Origin of the sequence: Paenibacillus oryzisoli (assembly GCF_001653565.1) — a bacterium.
Classification (GTDB): Bacteria; Bacillota; Bacilli; order Paenibacillales; family NBRC-103111; genus Paenibacillus_E; species Paenibacillus_E oryzisoli.
In genome coordinates, this window is record NZ_LYPB01000095.1 from 1 (window position 1) to 19,315 (window position 19,315).

Here is a 19,315-nt window from a genome sequence, read left to right on the forward strand (position 1 = left end):
CGGTACGGCGCAGAACTTTACGAGTCCGGTAACCTACACCGTGACCGCGGCGGACGGATCGACGCAGGTGTACACCGTTACTGTAACGGTGGCGGCTAACCCGGCTAAAGCGATTACTGCTTTCAGCTTCGCTAGTCCATCAGCTACGGGCACCGTCAACGAAACGAACAAAACCGTTGCCGTTACCGTTCCGTATGGTACCAACGTTACGGCGCTTGTGCCGACCATCGCCCACTCGGGAGCCAGTATTTATCCCACTAGCGGTACGGCACAGAACTTTACGAATCCGGTAACCTACACCGTGACCGCGGCGGACGGATCGACGCAGGTGTACACCGTTACCGTAACGGTGGCGGCTAACCCGGCTAAAGCGATTACTGCTTTTAGCTTTGCGAGCCCCGCAGCTACGGGCACCGTCAACGAAACGAACAAAACCATTGCCATTACCGTTCCGCATGGTACCAATGTGACGGTACTTGAGCCGACGATCACCCATTCGGGAGCTAGCATCTCGCCTGTTAGCGGTACGGCGCAGAACTTTACGAATCCGGTGACGTACACCGTGACTGCTGCGAACGGCTCGACGCAGGCTTACACCGTTACTGTAACGGTGGCGGCTAACCCCGCTAAAGCCATTACTGCTTTCAGCTTCGCTAGTCCGGCAGCTACGGGCACCGTCAACGAAACGAACAAAACCATTGCCATTACCGTTCCGCATGGTACCAATGTGACGGTACTTGAGCCGACGATCACCCATTCGGGAGCTAGCATCTCGCCTGTTAGCGGTACGGCGCAGAACTTTACGAATCCGGTGACGTACACCGTGACTGCTGCGAACGGCTCGACGCAGGCTTACACCGTTACTGTAACGGTGGCGGCTAACCCCGCTAAAGCCATTACTGCTTTCAGCTTCGCTAGTCCGGCAGCTACGGGCACCGTCAACGAAACGAACAAAACCATTGCCGTTACCGTTCCGCATGGTACCAACGTAACGGCGCTTGTGCCGACCATCGCCCACTCGGGAGCCAGTATTTCTCCCACTAGCGGTACGGCGCAGAACTTTACAAGTCCGGTAACCTACACCGTGACCGCGGCGGACGGATCGACGCAAGTGTACACCGTTACCGTAACGGTGGCGGCTAACCCGGCTAAAGCCATTACGGCTTTCAGCTTCGCGAGTCCATCAGCTACAGGTACCGTTAACGAAACGAACAAAACCATTGCCGTTACCGTTCCTCATGGTACCAACGTAACGGCGCTTGTGCCGACCATCGCCCACTCGGGAGCCAGTATTTCTCCCACTAGCGGTACGGCGCAGAACTTTACAAGTCAGGTAACCTACACCGTGACCGCGGCGGACGGATCGACGCAGGTGTACACCGTTACCGTAATAGTGGAGCCTCCTGTAGTCGTCCCTAGCTCTCCATCGGAAACTGACAACGTGCCCGTGAGAACAGTCGCAGACATCTTACTGAATAACAAAGCCGTCTTATCAGGAGCAACAACCAGCGTAAACGGAAGTAATCGATTAACGATTTCCGCCAATCGAAGCACGCTCGACCCGCTTGTCGCTGTTGAAGGCAAAGGTGCTGTTCTTACCTTTCAAGCTAGAGAAAGCTTTGATAACATTGTTGCCAGTCTGGATGGCGAATTACTTAGAGATCTGCAACAACATCAAGCACGCATTGAGCTTAACACAGGGCAAGCCGTATACGCACTATCTGCGGGGCAAATGAACATCGATTCCTTAAGCAGCCAACTAGGGGAATCCGCAGCTTTAAAAGACATCAAAATTGAAATCGGTATTCAAGTTCAAGCTAAGCTCACTGAAGCTAACACAATTCAGAGCGGAGGGACAACGACACCTCTTACAGCCCAGACTGCCTTTACGCTTCAAGCCAAGTATGGAGAGACAATCTTGAACCTCACGAAACTCGATACTCACACTGAGCATCGCCTTGTGATTCCTGAGCTTATCTCCTCGACAAGCGCACTAACAATTCTGGCAATAGAATCAGATGGCAACAACCGCCCTCTTCCTACCAAAATCGTTGTAGCAGAAGGCAAACGTTATGCCAAAGTAAATAGCCTGTCCACCAACACCTATATCGTGGTATCGCATTCCATCACCTTCAGCGATATAACGAAGCATTGGGCAGCGCAAGACATTATTGAAATGAGTGAAAGGATGATAGTCAATGGAACAGATGGAGGTTTATACCGTCCAGATCAAATGATTACGCGAGCGGAGTTTGCAGCTATTCTCGTTCGAGGACTAGGTCTTACTCAGGCAACCAGCGGCTCCTCGTTCTCGGATGTGACAGAGCACGATTGGTACAGCGCTATCGTTCAAACGGCTGCCTCTTACAAGTTGATTACCGGCTTTGAAGACGGTACATTCCGTCCGAATGACACCATTACGCGCGAGCAAGCGATGGTGATCATCGCCAGAGCGATGACGTTAACTGGGCTTGAGGCCAAGCTACCCTCGGTATCTGAAGACGAAATACTACTTGCTTATAAAGATGCAGATACTGCTTCTGATTGGGCACTAAACAGAATCGCGAGCACCATACAAGCAAAAGTGATCAATGGTAAAAGCGAAAATACACTTGCTCCTCTTGATAGCGTGACGCGAGCTGAGGTTGCAGTTATCATAAAAAGACTGCTTCAGCAATCCGAATTGATCTAATTTCCTCAGCTTGAAATACTTTTGGAAATAACTCAAACGATTAAGCACCGTCAGGAAAAGAGCCCGCAAGGGCTCTTTTTTTAAATATAAGAAAGTATAACTATAAATGAGCAAAAACGGATACAGAAATATCCAATTGAGATTAAGCTAATTTAAACCCCTCATGAATAAGATGGAACGGATGCCTTTCTGACCACAGTCGTAGACAAACTGCAGGCGATCCAGTTGAACTTGTTTGCGGACGGCGCGCAAGCCATCGCCAAATGGACAGAGTTGCCCTAAGCCAGTGGTACAGTACAAATGTGTCCACGCAAGTAGCGCCCAGAGTCGAAATCGTTTCCGTATCCAAAGAGGCATCGGTGCATAAAAAAGCTCGTCAAACGCTTGCTCCGGCCAGCACAAAAGAACAACGGCGTTTTCGATGTCGTTCAAGGCGCCCTCATATCGGTATGTCCAGTATGAAGTTTCGTTCACGGTCACAAGGCGAATGTCTTCTTTGTACATATGAGCGGCAAAATCCTGTATCGAAATGCGGATGCCTTGCGGATAGATGATCCGGTTTGTTTTAAGACCGCCAATCAAGTGGTATCCCGCAGCGGCGTAACTGTCGATCACACGGGCGCAAGTAAACCAGGAATCGACCAGTGCATAACCACCATAGGGCGGAATCGGAAGCGTAACGGCCATGTCACATACGTGATCGATCTTCGTATAAGTCAATGGAATGGATCAATGAGGTGTCGCTGCTTTGGACGACCGTCGCTTGAACCTGATGTCCCCATACGACTTTACCTTCCAGATGCGAATGATGAAAGCCAGTCTGTTCCATCGGAGACGTAGCCTGTGACGAAGACTTTGTCTTCTTGGAGATCGTATCATCATGAATGATAAACAGCGGATCCGCCGTCTGGTTGGCTATCTGAACCACCTGTTGAAGCGCTTCATTCTTCACTTTGTTTTGCAGCACCGCTTCATTCCACTTGCCTTCGGCTAGAAAATGTCCAAGTCAATCTAGCTCAGGACTGATTAGATATTATAACTTTATCAAAAAGAAACAGTTACCACCACGCAAATCTGCCCGTTACTTGAGAAAAGGCAGCTAATCCAATTGGATCAACCGCCTTTTCATCTTGTTATTAAACTCTCGTTTCTCGTTAGGGTTAGGTCACCGACAGACAGCATTCTGATTCTAATGAAGTGTTGCCTGTGATAGAAACAGATGTCTAATGGAAACTAAATTGATTCACCATACTTTTCGGTTCCAAATATTTCGGTCGCCCGTTCTTCAAAAATACTGATATTATTTTTATCTCTGTAAATATCAATTAAAAAACAGTTTATGCCATTGGAGAGAGCTTCTACTAATGCCACTATAGAAACTATTACCACATCATCTGCTGGTAATATCGGCATTTTTATTCCGTTCTTAATCGTTGTTGTATTTGAGTATACGATCTTTCGTGCTTTATTCCTTCTTGTAGACCTTGAGTTAACAGTATAAGAATGTAACATTCCACAACTAGCAGAATAGAATTCTTCACCACTAATCTTATTGTTACCCTCAAATACTAAGTATCTATCACACCAATACTAAGTATCTATCACACCAAGTAACAAAATCAGAAAGGATGAAGATCGCTTCCGCAAATACAGGCAGCAGCTACTTTCAAAATGACATCAGTTGGTTGTGGCAACTGCGGAACACCCACTTCTTCTACGCGAACATAGCCAGCAGCGTACAACCTTATCAATGACTGAGAGAGAACTTAACTTCTAAATTCCCCCTAGTTTGTGTTTTATAGGGTTCTGCATATAGTTTCTTAGTAAAATAAATACCAGCCCTAATACCAACGATAATATTCCCACTAATACAACATATTGTGTTCCTAATTGTGAAATAAACATTCCGCCTACCGCTGTTCCAATTGTGGTTCCAAAGTTCACGGATGATAAAAATAATCCATTAGCGAAATCAGGAGATTTCGGCGCTGCAGACGTAATCCAATATTGATTAATATTGCCCCCTATGCCAGCCAATACTCCCCAAACTAAAATAATAATCGCCATAGGTAAAGTAAATTGTCCTAATAAAAATAACAGAATGTAAATGACTCCCAATATAAAAGGAAATACTATTACAGATCTTATGGCATTTTTAGTGAGTAATTTCCCTGCCACAATGTTTCCAATAATATTGGCCCCGCCGAATATGACTAACATTAAACTAATTAAACTCCCTGAGATATTCGTAACGGTTTTTAGATACTCAGCAAGGTAACTATATACCCCGAATATGGCTGAGTTTAGTAAAATGACAGCAACAATGGAAAGCCAAATAATTGGTTTTTTTAATACGCTTACCTGTGCACCATAAGAAAGTCTTTCTTTAACAGGCATTGAAGGGAAAAATACTAGTGTAGCAATAAATACTATTGCGTTTACGATGGCGAAAAATGCCATTGATACTTGAAACGAAACTGTACTAGCAAGAAAACTTGCGATTGGTACACCAAGAACCATTCCCGAAGATACGCCAATAAAGACTTTTGAAACAGCTTTTGGAGCTTCTTCCTTCCGAACAGAATCAGCAGCCAAAGTAAAAGCTGCCGAAAAATATATAGGATGGAAGATCGCTGGAATTACGCGGGCAATGATTGCAATAGCATAGTTAGTTGTAAATATAGAGATAAGGTTACCTAGGACGAAAATACCAAGTACAAGTAACATTGCCTTCTTGCGATTTATCCCCGAAAACAATAACGGCATCGTTGGACCAGATATTGTAACCGTAAATGCGAAAAAACTTACCAGCCATCCGGCTTTAGCCACACTGATATGAAAATAATCAGCAATGTAGGGTAATATTCCAATAACACCCATCTCCGTATTAATGATGCCGAAAGCTCCTATGGTCAATATAAATATATGTAAATTACTTCGTTTGGACAAAAAAACAGCTCCTATCTTTAATGATTTACAATTAGGCAGGAATGTTTCCTCAAATTTTTTATAGGAACAACTAGTCAGTTCATTTTTTGAATGGTTACCGTAAAATCATCATGCATGTCTTTAAGCTTTTTAGTAAACTCTTCGAGACCGGATTCGATTCTTCCTAATTTAATAAGTCCTTTCGAATAATTCCAGTCAGAATAATATATGTTCACATCTTTCCACGGAGCGAAATAACCGATATCTCCAACTTCCGGATCACTTCCTGTCGGTGCATCTTCCATAGTTAATCCTTTATCAAGAATGTTCAATTTTTCAAATCCGCCATACTCCTTATAGATAAGTGTCAACGGAAGCCTTGACAAAAAATCTCGACTTGTCGGGTTATCATTCATCTTTACAATGTATTCCTCATTATCAAATACCAATTTGATTCTCACATCCGCTGAACCGTTATTATCTACAGTCGGTGAAGCAGTAGGTGAGGCAACCGAATTATTCGGTTCATTAGTCTTCTTAATTGTCCCATTATCATCTCTTTGAGAACTGGACTTCACTTTACCGTCACATGCTGAAAGTGAAAAGGCCATCACGAATGTAAAAAACAGAGTTAATATTATTCTCAACTTATTGTTACCCTCCTAGTCTAAATTTAAATGTACGGCAAGCAGCGCAAGTGCTGCGTTCAGTGAATAAGACACAATTTATTCATTCTCTCCAGCCTCTCCAAAAATTAAGACTGCTGCTAGTATTTATTGTAGCGTGCTTTTCACATATAACAAATACCTATATCAAATAACAAGATATACTTGAAAGGCATTTCTTGTAGATGTATAGTTAAGATCAGGCTGATGCTTAAGATGCAACAATCATCACAAATGGCCAGAATTCGGCCGTTTAAGTGACATAGGAGGACTGGTAAATGGAAGTTAGAGTCTTACGTTATTTTCTTACGGTTGCAAGAGAAGGCAGCATTACGGCAGCTGCCGATTTTTTACATCTTACTCAGCCAACTCTTTCCAGACAATTAAAAGATCTCGAACAAACGTTGGGAAAAAAACTTTTTATCCGTAGCAGTCATAGCATCCTGCTTACAGAAGAAGGAATGCTCTTGAGAAAGAGAGCAGAAGAAATCGTTGATATGGTCGATAAATTAGAGACAGAGTTTAGTTCCATGGAGGAGACAATTAGTGGAGATGTTTATATAGGCGGTGGGGAAACAGACGCAATGAAACATCTTGCACGGGTAGTGAAAGAATTACAGTCAAGCTATCCGAATATACGGTATCACCTCTATAGTGGAAACGAAGATGATGTGACTGAACGACTTGAAAAGGGACTGCTTGACTTTGGAATCTTAATTCAACCAGCCTCAGTATCAAAATACAATTATATTAATATCCCGGCAAAGGATACTTGGGGCGTTGTGATGAGGAAAGACAGCCCTCTTGCCCTCAAAGATGCCATTCAACCAGCAGATATAATAAACCTTCCGTTAATCTGTTCACGACAAGCTATGAAAATGACCTATTCCAAAAATGAATTTGCAGATTGGTTTGGCGATGACTTTGATAAATTAAATGTCGTGGCCACATACAATCTTGCTTATAATGCTGCAATTATGGTAGAAGAAGGCATTGGTTATGCAGTAACACTGGATAAAATCGTGAATACGTCCAGTGATAGTAACCTTTGTTTCAAGCCGCTAGAGCCAAGACTTCAATCTGGCTTAAATATGGTTTGGAAAAAGCATCAGGTCTTTTCAGCTGCTGCTGATAGGTTTTTAAATAAAATTCAGTCCAAATTTCAGTGAATGATCAGGTTGAACGAAGGTGATCCAGGTTATAGTTATAAACTCGATCGTGATAAAGAAGATGTAAGCATGCGAGTTGTAGAAAACAGCAACCGAGTGGCTGCCGTTTCAATCTGTCGGTAAACAATACAGTTTCGGTAAAGGTGGTAGAGAAGGCTTTAATAACAGAGCCCCCAAGCCAACATAAATAGGCTTGGGGGCTTAATTATTATTAGAACATTTCCTATGAAAACCATTAAATAAAGGAGTAACTACTTCTAAGCAATCTGCTCACCCATGTTTTCAAACTGTGTTATCGAAAAAAGAAATCCTATTGATGACCAACAATTCGGTGGGGCACATAGGGTATCTCTAACGAAGCCAATTCTTCAGGCGACAATTTTATCGATAGAGCCGCCACTGAGTCCTCAAGATGCGATTTTTTCGTCGCGCCTACAATTGGAGCCGTCACCGGATCTTTCTGCAGCAACCAAGCAAGCGCAATTTGAACGCGAGGAACAGCATGTTTTTCTGCCAGGGCTGCCACTTGATCGATGATAATCCGATCCGCATCCGCGGTCGCGCCGTATTTCTGTTTTTGAATTTGATCGGTTTCCGATCGGTGAGTTTTTGTCTGAGGATCTCGCGTCAACCTACCGCCTGCAAGCGGACTATAAGGAATAACACCGATTTTTTCTGCTTTACAGATTGGCATCATTTCTCGCTCTTCTTCTCTGTAGATGAGATTGTAGTGATTCTGCATGGTTACGAATCTTGTCCAACCATTCTGCTCTGCTGTATGGAGTGCTTTTAAAAACTGCCATGCATACATCGCGGAATCGCCGATATACCTTGCCTTCCCGGCTTTCACCACATCATGAAGGGCTTCCATTGTTTCTTCAATAGAGGTCGTGTAATCCCATCTGTGAATTTGATACAGATAGTCCTGCGCCGTTCGGACCTTCATGCATACGATTAAAGACCTTCGTGGCAATGACGATCTCATCGCGCTTCGCAAAGTCATTTAATGCCCTTCCGAGACTAATAAAAGTTGAAATCCATCACGATGGATATACCAGTTATTTCGGCAACCCGGTTCAAAGGTTACATTCCCAACACCAACATTCACTTTAGGATCAGCAATTAATGTTTGGGCTTTAAGAGTTCGAATTGCTTAGCTAAGTATTCCTTTAATCGTTGTATTGTGATTCCATCGATATCAAGATCACTAAGTTCACCAATTAACATCCTCATCTTAATTGCATACGCTTTAATTGTTAGCAAACCAAATCCTTGAATTCGTTTTTTCCTCTTCATACAACTTCCACAATTCCGTTAATTTCAAAATAAATAAATTTTTAAATTATTGGAAGCCGACTATAGAATGAGGTACATAATGCTGTTCTAGTTGCTTAATTTCTTCTGGCGTTAACGACATCGAAAGCGACGAAATAGCAACTTCCAAATGGGACATTTTTGTAGCACCGATTATAGGAGATGTTACAGGTTCTTTCTGTAGCAACCATGCAAGCGCGACTTCGGTAAGTAACACGCCACGTTGTTTTGCGATGGTTGCAACCTGATCGACAACCAGTAGATCGGCATCTGCTGTTGCATCGTATTTTTGTTTTGCTATTTGATCTGTTTCGGAACGATGCGTTTTTTCCTTAGGATCTCTCGTTAATCTTCCTCCTGCAAGGGGGCTATATGGGATTACACCAATTTTTTCAGCCTTGCAGAGCGGCAGCATTTCTCTCTCTTCCTCGCGGTAAATGAGGTTTAAATGATTTTGCATGGAAACAAATCGCGTCCATCCATTCTTTTCCGCTACATATAATGCCTTTTGGAATTGCCATGCATACATAGCCGAGGCTCCAATATATCTTGCCTTACCTGCCTTTACCACATCATGCAGCGCCTCCATTGTTTCTTCAATTGGCGTATTGTAATCCCAACGATGTATTTGGTAAAGATCCACGTAATCGGTTCCCAATCGTTTTAGACTTTTATCGATTTCACTCATAATAGCTTTTCTGGAAAGCCCCGCACCGTTTGGTCCCTCATGCATGCGATTATAAACTTTCGTTGCAATTACAACTTCATCACGACTTGCAAAATCCTTCAGAGCGCGTCCTAAATATTCCTCGCTAGTACCGTCTGCATAAACATTCGCTGTATCAAAGAAGTTGATTCCAAGTTCCAGTGCTCTTCTGATAACTTCACGACTGCTCTCTTCATCAAGCGCCCATTGGTGAATCCACCGACTTGTGTCACCAAAGCCCATGCATCCAAGACAAAGTCGTGAGACATCCAATCCTGTATTTCCAAGTTTCACATAATCCATTGAATACACCTACCTTATTTAATAGTTAATTTTTCCATTAAATGTTGTTTGCTTATTTGACTGATTTTATTCTTTATTGATCCAAGCCGGTGTTGCCCAGTTTCGTATATTCCATTACTGTTATCCTCCTACGTAAATCCATATTTTGTGTCGAGTCACTGAATATCCCCTGTGATACCCTTTTCTTATTGGATTTACAATTTCAACTCGTTTGAGCTATTATTAGCCTAACACCTTCGAGTAACACGAAGTCAATACATCAAGTGTAACAGAATATGGGATAAAAAGAGGAGGGCTTACATGTATACGGTGAAGGAAGTGTCTAAGCTGCTTGATTTGTCCGAACATACCGTTCGCTATTATACAGATAAAGGGTTAGTTCCAAACGTACAGCGAGACAAAAATAATAATCGTCTTTTTGACGAAAAATCCGTTCATTGGCTTACAGGTATAAAAAATCTGAAACGATGTGGGATGTCAGTAGAATCCATCAAAACCTATGTGGATTTATGTCTGGAAGGTGATTCTACCGTTCGGGAGCGCTATGAAATCATTCTAGAACAAAAAAATGCTGCCCTAGCTCAGTTGGAGGAGGCGAAATTAAGAGCAAAGTTCATGGAGAAAAAAGCAAATCACTATTTGGACATTATCAATCAAGTTGTCCAGGATAACACGAATCCTGGGAAATGGTAATGGAAACACGGTTTTTAAACTAAACTGCCCAATAGCTTAATGAGGCTGCCCGACCAATTTCGCGGCAGCCTCACGTTTTAGTTCCTGAACTAACATTCCTCGTTAAGTTAACAATCAGAAATATGTATAGTTTATTTTGACTTCATCTTATTTTCAAGAATTTTCATAATCTCCTCTAGATTTTGTTTATCAGAACTATTCGTTTGCTTCTTCAGTAAATTCTTAGCTGTGTCCAAAGCTGTACCTTCTCTGGTTGTATGATTAACGTCCGCGCCATATTCGATTAAGAGTTGGACTATCCTCGGATCTTTCTCGAAGACTGCGGATATTAACGGCCTTATAAAGTCGCCGAACCCTACTAAACTTAGATTTGGATCTGCACTCGATTTCAAGAGCATTTCAAGCATTTCGACGTTGTTTCGTTGTATTGCAAAGCTAAGTGTAGTTAGACCATCATTTTTATTTTTGAAATCTGGTCCTCCCCCATTATTTAACCAATACTTCACTTGCTTTAAATCGTTCCTTGCTGCAGCTAAAAATACATAATAGCCCTTATCGGTGATGATATTTATGTGATTTGTCTTTTCATCCCAAGTCACATCTCCGCCGACACTTTCAGCTACAAATCTGAGCGGTACAAATGTGCTCTGATACATAATTCTTGGTGCTATCGGTATTATAACAGCCTTACCATCAACCGATGCCTCCGTCGAATTTACTGTCATACTAATCTGGAATGCATTCTTCGATCCTGTTATCGTCTGAGTCGTCTCATCCCAGTCGATTTTAATATCAAGTTTCTCATAGATTGGGCGTAATTGCACTAACATACTTCCTTCTTCCAAAACTGGAAGTTGGGTAAACAGCACTTGGAAACCGTTGACAAACACTCGAAAAGGCTCATCGGAAGCCGCATATCTTGGTGACGAAACTGAAAACATTAATAGCCCCAACACCATAATCAATGTTCGAAAGTTACGAAATCTATTCACTTAACATTCCCCCTGTCCATCTTTACTCACTTTTGCTCTTAATCTATTCCGAAATACCCATATATCATCTTTTTTTACCGTGATATACATTTCAAAATTCTGCCCGTTAACATGGAAACGGCAGCCGATCGAAATGGCTGGCTGCCGAGGTAAATCTATTCAGCTATCGTTCTTTGTAAGCGCAATGTTCACCGAAATTTACCATAACAAGTATTGAAATTCACTTTTCTTCTTTGAGTTTATTTTTAATAGCTTCTCGTACTTTCCTTGCTTCAATCCACTCTTCTGGAGGTGTAAAGTATTCATCATATTCTTTTAGTGCTTCTGAAGTTTGCTTCTTCCTCCACTCCGATAAATAACCCCTCTAAACTATTTCTGACTTCCATCAATAATTTCCCTAACATATTTTAACCTTTAAAGTTACCTCCATCTCCCCAAAAAGAATCATTGATTGTATGTTCAATAATTGTGCAATTGCCCGTAGATAATAGAATCGATTCAAAATTTTCGTGCTGATCAACTTTAGCAATTATAGCATCACGCATTATCTGTACCTTCCCCCAAAGAAGTAATCCATAATTATCCAATTAAAGAGTAACATTATTGATACTGTTGGTCTACCAATAAAATCGATTCATGTAAAAATGTTGGTTTTCACCGTTAATGAATACCCTATTACCACCACACTCTAATGCACGTTACTTTAATGAAGTTAAATATCTGATTTCTTTTTACGTTTGAAGTACGATGAAGTTAAAAATTGCTTAACACGATTGTTAAAATATGCTAATATTGTTAATAAGGCGGTGGTTAATAAAATGCAACAAATCTCTGATTATCTTTTTATGGGTTCTATAATTCTGCTAATATTAACCTTGCTTTTCAAAGGAGTAGGCTCTAAAGGTTCATCTAATTCTATCGGAAACATCGATTTAGCCATTCATGAAAACCATGGTAATGACTTGAAAAGTCAGGACTCGATTATCAAAAGTATATTTAAATCAGTTTTTGTATGGATATCAATTTTAGGAATACTTGTTTCAATAATCTTGTCGAAAATATAAAATATTTAACAAAAAAGGCGCTGTAAAATGCGTCTTTTTTGTTAGCTTCTAAGCAGCTAGAGGGAGATGATCAGCGTGATTAATAGCACTCTGCTATGCACTAACTTTCCGTGTTAGTTCAACGCCTTATAAATCCTTCCTGAAGTACTCCCTCACCAACACAATTAATCCTAGACCACATATTGGAAAACTCTTGTGAGGCTATTTTTTCTACCATTTTATACGTATTCAGTAGCTGCGGCTACTTGTTCAATTTCACTTATTAACGCTGCTTGATCTCTTGCAATTGTAGCTTTGTTTGATGATTTTCTACCTGCTTTCCATCCCCACCTAAATCCTTCATTAGAAACCTATTGAATCAGTATCCATTATCCAAAAACCAATCATATTCTTAAGAGGAGTATGTATGTTGAGATAATCAATACTCTCCAGTAATTAACCCATCAATTCCATCCACATTTCCATCAAATATATGAATTATATAAATTTAGATTACAGAAGGAAAAACAGATATAATACAACTATGATATAAAAAAATGAAAGTAGAGATGCCATGGAACACTATATGAAGCAAATGTTAATTACCCCACTTGATCGGACTTTGCCCATCTATATCGAGCTATTAGGATGGAATGAATGGCAGGATGAATTCATACGCCCTCATGGTTACCACTGTTATCATTGGCTGCAGACGACAGGCGGAGAAGGAAAATTTGAATGTGAAGGTAAAACTATAATTCTCGGTCCGAATATGGGCATACTGTTGCCTCCAAACGTTCCGCACCGTTACAGCACGACCTCTTACCCTTGGTCGACTTGGTATATTACGTTCAACGGGAATATAGCATCTATATTGGTATCTTCCCTTGGTCTCTCAACTTGCACTGCAATCAGTTGGGATCCTCTTTCCAGACTATCTGGAATGCATAGGAGAAGCCGGAATCTAGCAAGAGACAACTTTAAATTTAATAGTATGGATGGTTCTGCATTCGTATACCGCTTCCTGATGGAACTAAAGCGCTCCGGACAAGTGGATAACCAGCGCTCCTTTTCTCATCATACTGCTTGTGTTATTCCATTATTCCGATACTTGGAGGAGAATTATCCCGATACGTCCCTTGGACTAGACAGACTAGCCGAATATGCCGGTATTAGCCCCCAACGTCTGAACTACTTGTTCCGAATGGCAACGGGGATGAGCCCCTACCAATATCTCATTCACCTTAGAATCCAAAAGGCGAAAGAATTGCTAGTTAATGAAAAAAACCTCACCGTTAAAGCCATCGCTTTAAAAGTGGGTTTTTTAGATGCCAGTCACTTTGTCTCCACATTCCGCAAAAACGAATCCATTACGCCGCTGAATTACAGAGAGCTTAACTAGGTCTAGTGTTCTGTCTCATCAGAAATTGTACCTTATACCAAAATAGTGTAAAAGGGGAGTAGCCTGCCTATAAGGAAAAGGCAAATAACGATCTGCGTAAGCATTAGCCTCTGCGCATCTTCCTGGCTAAGAACAATAGCATTAGCGATAGCCGTTTGCTGTCTGTAGGAAAGGGTTAAAAAGATTATAAGCAAAAGTGCCGTTATTTCGCCCCATTGTTACAAGAACCTTAACACGACTATTCTCTGAACTCCTGCGGCGTTACTCCAATATGCTCTTTAAAGACTTTAATAAAATAGGTCGGGTTCTTGTAACCCAACATGCTTGCGATTTCATATACCTTGTATCGACTGTCCTTCAATAGAAAGACAGCTCTTTCCATTCGCAAACGGAACAAATATTCGGATATGTTTTCTCCTGTTTCGCGTTTAAATACTTTGGATAAATGAGTAGGATGCATATACACGTGATCCGCGATAGCCTGCAGAGACACATCTTCCGATAAATGGTCTTGCACAAATTGGTGAACCCGGGCAGCAACGATGAAATGCCGAGAAGAGGTCAACTCCGTGTTCAATTGCTCACGAAGTCTGTTCAGCATTTTCACGGCCCAGTGCTCAAGTTCGCCTGGGCTTTTTATTTCCGTTGACTCATGCAGTCCATAATCGGCGAGAAGTCCTCCATTCTTATGCACGAAATAAGAAAAAGCGGACTTGAGAGAATAATAAATTTCCGTCAAATGCTCATTAGAACCGCTGTACTTCTCATTCCATTCGCTCAATATCTCCGTCAACTTCCCGCTAGCCGCTTTCCAATTACCCGCTTCCAACAAGTGAGGAAACAGCGGAGGTGTATACAAAGAAGCTACTACATGGGAAGATGTCCTAGCACTATCCACTCCGAGTCGAGAAGTAAAGTCACCGTCTTGAGCGCTTTGTGCACGTACAGTTACAAGACAGCGCTGATACAATTCTTCCATTTGGAAAGTCAGTGAGCCCAAAGGAGATGGGATTACTGTTATCGTCAGATGAAGCAGCTCATTAACGGTCTTTTTCATATGATCTTCTAGATTAACCAGTGCCTGCATGTTTTCAAATTCATTGTGTTTCGGCTGAACCACAAACATTAAATGACCATACAAATCATCGCAGTTCCAATAGCTATACCGGTGATCCATAAGCAATTCTTCCACGATATTGGCTACAGCGTACCCCATAATGGACATATCTGAAGGCTCATAGCGACGCCCCCGATCTTCGAGTCGTATCAAAACGAGGGATACAGACCTATCCATATCAATTGCAATTCCGTACAAACTGAGCTGATCCTGTAACTTTTTTTCAGGCAGAGCCCGTCCCTGAATCAAATTGTTCAACAAATTGGATCGAAGAACGGGCAGATTAAGATGAATCATAGACTGGGAATGTAGGTAAGCCAGCTTACGTTCCTGCTCCCGTTGTAAGTTTTGGGTAGCTTCTTGCACGGCTGTGAGCAATTCCTCATCCTTCACCGGCTTGAGCAAGTAATGAGAAGCTTTGTTCTTTAGCCCTTGCTGCGCATAATCAAATTCGGCATGCCCGCTTAACAGCAGACACTCTGTCTCCGGCCAGTTGCTTTTAATTTCTTTAATTAATTCAATGCCATTCATCCCGGGCATCCGTATATCGGTAATGACAATATCTGCACCCTCTGCTTCCATGACAAGAAGAGCTTGTTTACCAGAATTAGCTGTAAGCACATGCCTTATGCCAACTGTCTCCCAATCCCGCATGGCAGCGATACTTTCGACCAAATGCTCTTCATCATCTACGATTAACAGCTTCATCTATTCAGGCTCCTCTCTCCAGCGCAACTCCACACGAAGTCCAGATTCTTTATTAATGGATAGGTGTAGTCCGCTCCCCTCGCCATATCGAAGCTGAAGCCGCCGATGAACATTCTGAAGTCCACAGCTGTCCGCACCTTCAGCCACCTTGGTGACCAACCGTATTCTCAGCGACTGCAGCCGCTCCGGAGTCAAGGTTCCTCCATTATCCTCCACCGTTAACTTGTACTCCCCGTCGCTGCGACTTCCTTTAATCGTTATAAGACCGATAGCCTCCAGGTTTTCAATACCATGAATGAGGGCATTCTCAACTATGGGTTGCAAAAACAAACGTGGTACCCTAACCATCAGCATGCTGGTTTCCACATGAATAGCGTAATTAATTCTTTTCATACGTAAGCGGTGAATTTCCAGGTAGTCCTCGGCATTTTTAAGCTCTTCTCCTAACTCCACCAGCTGCTGTTCCACTCGCGTCGAATATCGATAGTAACCGGAGAGGTGGTACGCCATCTGAAGCACGGCTTCCTTTTTGTCCAGCTTGGTCATGCTGATTACATAGGACAGACTATTATATAGGAAGTGAGGATTAATCTGGGATTGCAACTGCTTGAGCTCAGCTTCACGAGCAAAAAGCTTTTGTTCGAGTACATTTTCAATTAAAGTTTGAATCTGCTCTGCCATTTCGTTAAATCTAGAAATTATCAGCCGGAATTCGTTGCTGGCCTGAAATGGAATTCTGGATTTGTATTGCCCCAGCTTAATTTGCTGTACGCCTTTAATCAAGGCACGAAGCGGTAATTGAACGTTGCGGTATAGCATCCAAGATATAGCGACGCCAACGATAAGTAATAATCCCAACACAAGATAACCTAGTTGATTTGTCCTTCTTAACGGCATCACAATATCTTGCAAAGGAACAATATTAACGACATATCCATCGAATGAAACGATCTTAGAATACACAACTAAATAAGAGACTCCATCCATATATAAGGCAATATTCCCTTCTTTATTCAGAAGGGAATCATTTAGTAACGACAAAGCTCCCTTAAGAAGCATCGGCGGCATTGAATTAGTCGCAAGATAAGTATCTTTATTTCTGTAAAAAAAAGCATCTCCGCTGTCTTGCGATTGAAATTGATTCAGCAATCGAACAATATCGTTCATATCAAAGCTGATTTCAATGATGGAATTCGCTTTACTTATGCCATCCGTCCCCTGATGAGGTTCATACGTCAGGTGTATGACCCTGCCGCGATCACCAGACCCACTGTCGTTCCATACGAAATTCCAGTTGTCTCGGCTTAATCTCTCTAAACGTCCTGCCTCATAACGAATACCATGAACGGTTGACAAAACATCTCCTGTATTGGGGGAATACACAGTGATGTCGTTAATCCAGTTCGTCGAAGCGCTTTGCAAATACAGCTTGTCCTGTATAATCTTTTTTCGTTTAACCTGTTCATAGTAACTGGTAGACAATAAAGATAAATCCTGAAATTCAATGACATTCGGATCTCTGATCAACATTTGAGAATAGGTTTCCATCTGCATAATAGTATGGTTGATCTGGTCAGCCAATGTGGATACACGGCCTGTACTTGATTCCTTGATCTGCTGAGTAATCAGGCGTTCATTAACCCGGTTGGAATAGACAGAAACAAATAAAACGGGGAGCAGCAGTAATATAAGTGCACCTACCAATTTGGTAAAGAGACTACGTTCCTTATTGATCATTAATGATAGCTCCAGACTCCCAATTTTTTTCTATATTCTATTCCTTTACCGCTCCCATCGTCAATCCTTGCACAAAAAAACGCTGCAGGAACGGGTACACGATCAATATCGGAAGCGCTCCAATTATAATTTGAGCTGAACGTACGGTTCTCTCCGATAGAGCCTGCAGCTGTCCGGGATCGATATTCGTATTTCGCATATCACCGCTTTGTATAATCGTTTGCAGAAAGGTAGCCAGAGGGTATTGCCTATAATCGGTCATATAGATTAATCCGTCAAACCAAGAGTTCCAGTGCCAGACCATGGAAAATAACGACAGTGTAGCCAGGGAAGGCAGCGATAAAGGAAGAAAAATGGAAACTAAGGATCTGAAATAACCTGCCCCGTCAATTAGCGCCGCCTCTTCAAGCTCCTTTGGAATTGCACGAAAAAACTGCATCATAAGAATCGTATTAAAAACATTTACAGCCGACGGCAGTATAAGAGCCCAGAGCGTATTGGTCAAATGAAGTCCGGTAATTACCATATAGGTTGGAATGAGTCCGCCGTTAAATAGCATGGTAAAGACAAAAAACCAAGAATAAAAAGATCTTCCGTAGAACGAGCGCGACAAGGTGTACGCAGCTGTGACGGTAAGAAGCATGGAGATCAGGGTGCCTGCAACCGTCCTCTCTACGGATAAAACCAATGAATGCAAGAACAAGGGATTATCCAGCGTTTTCAAATAAGCCGTTTTTGTAAATCCTACAGGCCAGAAATAAACCTGATTAGCCGTAGCGGCAGAGCTCGAGCTGAAAGAAACAGCAGCCACATGAAGCAGCGGCAAGATACATAAAATGGATATAGCCGTAAGCAGCAGCGCATTTGAGGATGCAAACCAACGGTAACGGAGCGTATTGCGATACATAGGATCAGCCTGCCTTTACTTAGAAAATACGGTAATTACCAAACTGGTAAGCAAGTCTATATGACACGACAATTAATACAAAGCTTACCACCGATTTGAATAAGCCGACTGCTGTCGCGAAGCTAAATGATCCGCCCATTAGACCCACCCGGTAGACAAAGGTGTCAATAATATCCCCTTCTTTGTAGACAAGCGGGTTATACAGGTTAAAGATCTGGTCGAATCCGGCATTAAGAATGTTACCGAGAGCAAGTGTACTCACAACGAGGATAACAGGTACCATCGCTGGTAAAGTAACGTGAAGCGTCTGTTTGAAACGGCCGGCGCCATCCATTTCAGCTGCTTCATACAAAGCCATATTGATTCCGCTCATTGCAGCAAGATAAATAATCGTAGAGAACCCGAATTCTTTCCACACGTCGCTTATAATGACCGTAATTCTGAACCAGGTGCCATCCCCCAGAAAGAAAATAGGGTCCGCGCCAGTCAAGGAAAGCAGATGATTGACAATACCTTTATTGCCCAAGACGTCTGTCAGGATACCTCCGAGAATGACCCACGACAGAAAATGAGGCAAATATACGAACGTTTGCACAAAGCGCTTGAATACAATCGCTCTAACCTCGTTAAGAAGGAGTGCGAATACAATGGGTACCACGGTGTTTGCCACTATTTTGAGAGAGGCTATCCATAAAGTATTGGATATCACCTGAACGCTGTCCGGATACGAAAACATATAACGAAAATGCTCAAGTCCTGCCCACGGCGAATGAATAATACCAAGACGGGGCTTATAATCCTGAAAAGCCATAAGCAAACCAGCCATAGGAGCATAATTGAAGATAAGCAGACAGATGAGTGAAGGCAATATAAGCAAATGAAGAGGCAGCTGGCGAATGAACCTTACCCGGCCTTTTTTCCATTCCATGATCTGTGCAG

At 42.2% G+C, this 19,315-nt stretch carries 15 protein-coding genes and 3 pseudogenes; 4 read left to right on the forward strand and 14 right to left on the reverse strand.

Features of this window, described 5'->3' with window-relative positions:
* Positions 1-2,692 (forward strand): DUF5018 domain-containing protein (locus A8708_RS33980; protein ID WP_068671422.1); only part of this gene is annotated, 2,692 nt, incomplete at its 5' end.
* 142 nt (positions 2,693-2,834) lie between these two features.
* Here A8708_RS33980 and A8708_RS36690 read toward each other — a convergent pair.
* From A8708_RS36690 to A8708_RS35980, 5 genes and pseudogenes are all read right to left on the reverse strand, one after another.
* Positions 2,835-3,698: pseudogene (locus A8708_RS36690) on the reverse strand (transposase family protein); the annotation flags it as partial.
* Between the two features lie 227 nt (positions 3,699-3,925).
* On the reverse strand, positions 3,926-4,105 hold the full coding sequence (locus A8708_RS36290; protein WP_204787696.1) for a hypothetical protein: 180 nt from the start codon (positions 4,103-4,105) through the stop codon (positions 3,926-3,928).
* A gap of 206 nt (positions 4,106-4,311) precedes the next feature.
* Positions 4,312-4,443, reverse strand: a complete 132-nt coding sequence (locus A8708_RS36935) for a hypothetical protein (RefSeq protein WP_275667951.1) — start codon at positions 4,441-4,443, stop codon at positions 4,312-4,314.
* A gap of 22 nt (positions 4,444-4,465) precedes the next feature.
* The gene (locus tag A8708_RS33995; RefSeq protein ID WP_068671428.1) at positions 4,466-5,641 is read right to left on the reverse strand and encodes an MFS transporter; all 1,176 of its coding nucleotides are present in this window, start codon (positions 5,639-5,641) and stop codon (positions 4,466-4,468) included.
* Positions 5,642-5,715: 74 nt separating this feature from the next.
* Complete coding sequence (locus A8708_RS35980; RefSeq protein WP_204787697.1) at positions 5,716-6,267, reverse strand: cyclophilin-like fold protein; 552 nt, start codon at positions 6,265-6,267, stop codon at positions 5,716-5,718.
* A gap of 296 nt (positions 6,268-6,563) precedes the next feature.
* On the opposite strand from A8708_RS35980, the gene A8708_RS34005 reads away from it, so the two are divergent.
* On the forward strand, positions 6,564-7,454 hold the full coding sequence (locus tag A8708_RS34005) for a LysR family transcriptional regulator (RefSeq protein WP_068671430.1): 891 nt from the start codon (positions 6,564-6,566) through the stop codon (positions 7,452-7,454).
* A 310-nt stretch (positions 7,455-7,764) separates the two neighbouring features.
* Here the strand turns inward: A8708_RS34005 and A8708_RS34010 are convergent.
* From A8708_RS34010 to A8708_RS34015, 3 genes and pseudogenes are all read right to left on the reverse strand, one after another.
* Positions 7,765-8,473 (reverse strand): annotated as a pseudogene (locus tag A8708_RS34010) (aldo/keto reductase); the annotation flags it as partial.
* Positions 8,464-8,583: pseudogene (locus A8708_RS36695) on the reverse strand (cupin domain-containing protein); the annotation flags it as partial. The pseudogenes A8708_RS36695 and A8708_RS34010, both read right to left, overlap by 10 nt.
* Positions 8,584-8,796: 213 nt before the next feature.
* Entirely contained in the window at positions 8,797-9,777 is a 981-nt protein-coding gene (locus tag A8708_RS34015) for an aldo/keto reductase (protein ID WP_068671432.1), read from the reverse strand.
* 300 nt (positions 9,778-10,077) lie between these two features.
* Between A8708_RS34015 and A8708_RS34020 the strand changes: the two genes are divergently transcribed.
* Positions 10,078-10,470, forward strand: coding sequence for a MerR family transcriptional regulator (locus A8708_RS34020; RefSeq protein WP_068671436.1), 393 nt, complete (start codon positions 10,078-10,080; stop codon positions 10,468-10,470).
* A 131-nt stretch (positions 10,471-10,601) separates the two neighbouring features.
* Here A8708_RS34020 and A8708_RS34025 read toward each other — a convergent pair whose 3' ends face one another.
* Together A8708_RS34025 and A8708_RS35140 are read right to left on the reverse strand one after the other, a co-directional pair.
* The gene (locus A8708_RS34025; RefSeq protein WP_068671438.1) at positions 10,602-11,462 is read right to left on the reverse strand and encodes a stalk domain-containing protein; all 861 of its coding nucleotides are present in this window, start codon (positions 11,460-11,462) and stop codon (positions 10,602-10,604) included.
* Positions 11,463-11,869: 407 nt separating this feature from the next.
* Positions 11,870-12,007 (reverse strand): NADAR domain-containing protein, encoded by a 138-nt coding sequence (locus tag A8708_RS35140; protein ID WP_082927991.1) that lies wholly within the window; start codon positions 12,005-12,007, stop codon positions 11,870-11,872.
* Positions 12,008-13,091: 1,084 nt separating this feature from the next.
* Between A8708_RS35140 and A8708_RS34035 the strand changes: the two genes are divergently transcribed.
* Positions 13,092-13,907, forward strand: a complete 816-nt coding sequence (locus A8708_RS34035; protein ID WP_167355956.1) for an AraC family transcriptional regulator — start codon at positions 13,092-13,094, stop codon at positions 13,905-13,907.
* Positions 13,908-14,145: 238 nt separating this feature from the next.
* Here A8708_RS34035 and A8708_RS34040 read toward each other — a convergent pair whose 3' ends face one another.
* From A8708_RS34040 to A8708_RS34055, 4 genes are read right to left on the reverse strand one after another with little or no spacing between them, the layout of a single operon-like run.
* The gene (locus A8708_RS34040) at positions 14,146-15,732 is read right to left on the reverse strand and encodes a response regulator (RefSeq protein ID WP_068671442.1); all 1,587 of its coding nucleotides are present in this window, start codon (positions 15,730-15,732) and stop codon (positions 14,146-14,148) included.
* Positions 15,733-17,469 carry a sensor histidine kinase gene (locus A8708_RS34045; protein ID WP_068671444.1) on the reverse strand — a complete coding sequence of 579 codons (1,737 nt, stop codon included), beginning with the start codon at positions 17,467-17,469 and terminating at the stop codon, positions 15,733-15,735. It abuts the gene before it with no gap.
* A gap of 37 nt (positions 17,470-17,506) precedes the next feature.
* Positions 17,507-18,376: a carbohydrate ABC transporter permease gene (locus A8708_RS34050; protein ID WP_068671446.1), complete on the reverse strand. Its 870-nt coding sequence runs from the start codon at positions 18,374-18,376 to the stop codon at positions 17,507-17,509.
* A gap of 19 nt (positions 18,377-18,395) precedes the next feature.
* The gene (locus tag A8708_RS34055) at positions 18,396-19,304 is read right to left on the reverse strand and encodes an ABC transporter permease (RefSeq protein WP_068671449.1); all 909 of its coding nucleotides are present in this window, start codon (positions 19,302-19,304) and stop codon (positions 18,396-18,398) included.
* Positions 19,305-19,315: the final 11 nt, after the last annotated feature.